4 protein-coding genes are annotated in these 3,901 nt (G+C 36.2%); all 4 read right to left on the reverse strand.

From position 1 onward, the window contains the following. The coding region (locus GNY06_RS10125) for a ChuX/HutX family heme-like substrate-binding protein (protein WP_166519968.1) at nucleotides 1-779 on the reverse strand (779 nt) is incomplete at its 3' end. 18 nt (nucleotides 780-797) lie between these two features. Next, nucleotides 798-1,616, reverse strand: a complete 819-nt coding sequence (locus GNY06_RS10130) for an ABC transporter ATP-binding protein (RefSeq protein ID WP_166519969.1) — start codon at nucleotides 1,614-1,616, stop codon at nucleotides 798-800. Continuing rightward, complete coding sequence (locus GNY06_RS10135; protein ID WP_317163782.1) at nucleotides 1,613-2,650, reverse strand: FecCD family ABC transporter permease; 1,038 nt, start codon at nucleotides 2,648-2,650, stop codon at nucleotides 1,613-1,615. The genes GNY06_RS10130 and GNY06_RS10135 overlap by 4 nt, the downstream gene beginning before the upstream one ends. Continuing rightward, nucleotides 2,640-3,518: a heme/hemin ABC transporter substrate-binding protein gene (locus GNY06_RS10140; RefSeq protein WP_166519970.1), complete on the reverse strand. Its 879-nt coding sequence runs from the start codon at nucleotides 3,516-3,518 to the stop codon at nucleotides 2,640-2,642. The genes GNY06_RS10135 and GNY06_RS10140 overlap by 11 nt, the downstream gene beginning before the upstream one ends. Between the last annotated feature and the right edge of the window lie 383 nt (nucleotides 3,519-3,901).

A 3,901-nucleotide genomic window follows, 5' to 3' on the forward strand; every position in this document is an offset into this window, starting at 1 on the left:
ATCTGAATCACCCCCCGGTTCCCTACAAAAACCATAATAGGCAGCTTTTTAATGGAAGAAGTTTCAAGTAAGTTTTCTACTTTTTTAGGATCAATTTTACGGGCAAATCCTGAGGGCGCAAAACGTAAAGCTTGATTTCGGGTAACGCCAAATTTTTTGGTCATCATAAAAAAATCATGAGTGTCTTTGAGCTTCAACCAGGCTTTTCTAAATTCTTCCACATCAATTTCTTCATCAGGCTTTTGCTTTAATTTTGCTACAAATGGCTCAAAAATAAATTCCTGATCTTGATAATCGTCTTTATATTTTTGTACCAAGCGGTCAAAAGCCTCGTAATCGGTGTTTTTGGTCGTGTATATTTTATGAAGAGCGCCCCCGTCTTTACCAAAAAACTGCAAGCTTTTCCTTTGCCCCTCTTCCACCGCAAAGGCATATTTCCAAGCAGTTAAAAAAATCCTAAGATCGATATCTTCTCCGACGAATAACTGAGCATGAGGATTACTAAAATCACCATTCAAATAAATTCCTTTTTTCTCGTGTACACATTCCTCATTTCTGGTTAAGGCCATAAGTTTTCCCAAGGATTCTATTTCGAGTAATATTTCTTTGAAATGAGGCTTTAGAACGGTTATCCCTTCTCCTATCTTGGTTATTAGTAGATCTGCTTCACTGACCTCTAGTCTTTGAGCGGCATCTCTAATTTTTATATGGGGCTGCTCTAACTTAAGTTGGTTCCATTTTTCTTTTAAATTTCCTTTTAACGTATTATATGTATTCATTGAATTGTTTTTATAATTTTATATTTTCAAGTTTACAGCCCCTTCTCTGGCACATGTGGACTCACCAAAAATAATCATGGGAGATGGATGTATAGGGTTTTCACAAATGCTACAGGAAAAATTATAGGCTTTACTGATATTTTGTTGGGTATATACTTCCTGAGGTTTTCCATAGGCCAATACTTCTCCATTCTTCATCAATAAAATTTTATCTGAAAACTGGGCAGCCAGATTTAGATCGTGTAACACCACAATGGCGCCATTAGATTTTCGAGTAAAATCTTTAATCACCCCCATCAGGAGATGTTGGTATTTAATATCCATATGGTTAAGTGGTTCGTCTAAAAAAGCAATTTTATGGGATAGGTTATTCTCCAACTGTACCATGAGCCTGGCAAAATGAACTCTTTGTTTCTCCCCCCCAGAAAGCGTATAATAGTCTCTGTCTTTGAGATAAAAAAGGTCAGTTTCGAGGAGTATTTTATTCATAGCGTCCCAATCTTGTTTCTCAGGATGTCCAGTAAAATAGGGATAACGCCCCATCATCACAATATCTTTTACTTGAAGAGGTATGTCATGGTTATTATGTTGAGAAAATTTAGCTTTATGTTTGGATAAATCCTGAATATGCCAATCGGAGAGCGCTTTATTTTTAAAAAAAATGTAAGACTGCTGATTACTCTTAATCTCATTGGCCAAAATACTCAATAGACTTGATTTTCCAGCTCCATTCGGTCCTACAATCGACAATAGCTCTCCATAATCCAAGCTCACATCCACACCATTTAAAATACGGAAATTTTTATGTTTATAGTGAATCCCTTGAGCCTTTATCATGATAGATGTTTTTTATATTTCATTAAAATAACGATAAATATAGGTCCTCCCATCAATGCAGTCAGAATACCGATTGGAATTTCTGATGGGGCCGCCACACTCCTACTCAGAGTATCGGCTGCTAAAAGCAATATGCCCCCAAAAATAGCAGACAAAGGGAGAATAAAAGTATAGTTAGATCTGAAAAGTGAACGTAGTATATATGGGACGATTAAACCTACAAACCCAATCGTTCCAGAAAAAGCCACGCAACTTCCAATCATCAAAGCTGTTATAACTACGATTTGCTTCTTAAGCTTTTCTACATTAATCCCTAAATGATAGGCATCGTTCTCACCTAACATCATAGCGTTTAAGGATTTACCCCTAGTTAATAGTTTAGTATAAGAAATGATTAATAATAGGGATAATATTGCATTTTTACTCCAACTTGCCCCGGCTAAACTCCCTAAATTCCAAAAAGTTAAATCTCTTAATTCTTCGTCTTTGGCCATATAAATAAGGAAACCCGTAATCGCAAAACCTACGGCGGTGATCGCCACTCCAGTAAGCATCATCACCACCACATGGGTTTTACCGGCTGAGGTAGAGATTTTATAAACCAACCACATAGCCAATAAAGCGCCCACACAAGCGAATAGACCAACTATGGAATACTCCAGCACATCTGGAATATAGGCTCTAAAATGCTTCCCTAGAACAATGGCTACGGCGGCTAATAAGGTGGCTCCAGAAGTTAACCCTATTAAATCCCCTGTCGCTAAAGGGTTTTTGAATAACCCCTGTAGTAAAGTCCCTGAAACCGCCAACATACTCCCTATTAAAATCGACATTATAATCCTCGGCAAACGTACTTGGGCTATAATATATTCATCGGTTTTTAAAAGTTGTGAATCTTGGGTAATCATTGCCCATAATATTTTAAATGCAGACTGTTGACCAAAATCATAGGTACCGGTATTAATAGAGATGAGTACTAATATCATTAGCAGGATCCCGGCTATAATAAAATACGGGTAAAGTTTATTCTGCACTTTCGATCAATTTTTTATTCAATTCCAATACAGCCTCTCCTATGCGAGGACCGAAACTCGATACCAAACCACCATCCATAGAGATAATTCTCTTATTTTTACCTGCTTTGGTTTGGGATACTCCAGGCATTTTTAAAACAGCCTCTTCTCCGCCTGCACTGAGAAGACCACTGGTAAAGAAAAATAACACGTCAGGATTGGCTTTTAGCATTGATTCTGGTGTCAAGGCCTTAAAATCTGAAAACTCCTGTATGGCATTTTGCCCCCCGGCAAGTTCAATTAATTTATCCATAGGGGTATTTTTTCCTGATACCAACAAATTATTCCCCCTTGCATAGATGAATAAAACTTTAGGCTTCGGAATCAAATGCTGAACTTTCTGGAGATCGTCATCTATTTTTTTATTGAGATTTTTATAATCTTTTTCTCCTAAAATACTGGCGACTTGTTCGATTAACTTTAGGGTTCCTTCCACCGAATATTCTTGTTTCAGAATTTCTAATTTTATACCCGATAACTTTATTTTATCCCACAATTCAGAACTGATATCTTTGTCAGACGCTAAAATTAAGGATGGGTTTAAAGCCATAATAGGCTCTATGGTCATAGACCTTACATGTCCTAACTCTTTGGCTTTTCCTTTTAGAGTTTGAGGGTAAGTACTGGTAATATCCACCCCTACAATACTATTCTCATGTCCCAATGCACTGACTACCTCCGTGATGCCTCCGCTTAAGCTTATAATTCTGTCCCCTGTTTTAGGATCTTGGCTATTTTGACCAATCCCTCCCGACTCTTTGCTTATATCTTGTTTTTTACAAGCACATAGAGGTAATACACATAACATAATTAATACGATAGTCTTCATATAAAGTTTTTAATGATTTATATCTGGTATCCGGCCATCACTGCCCTATACAGATTGTTTTTTATACTGCAATATTACACCTTATTTAGAATAAATAAAAATAAATAATATAAAAAAATAGAGCCTCTTTTATTTTTATTCTCTTCTTTTATAGAGCCTTTAGCCGAGTAGCACTATGGCGATGAAGGAGCTTTGGAACATTTGGATTTATGTTGTATTACCCGTGGTTCATTTAGGATAAAAAAAAGGGAGCTGCTCATTATTAGCTAAATACCTAAATTTAATAGTCTAACAAACGATTAAATATGAACAACTTTACCGCAAATTATGAAAAAATATTAGAGATACTGATAACAATTGAAAGTAAAATGAATTTTTTAAAT

The organism is Elizabethkingia argenteiflava (assembly GCF_009904105.1).
GTDB lineage: Bacteria > Bacteroidota > Bacteroidia > Flavobacteriales > Weeksellaceae > Elizabethkingia > Elizabethkingia argenteiflava.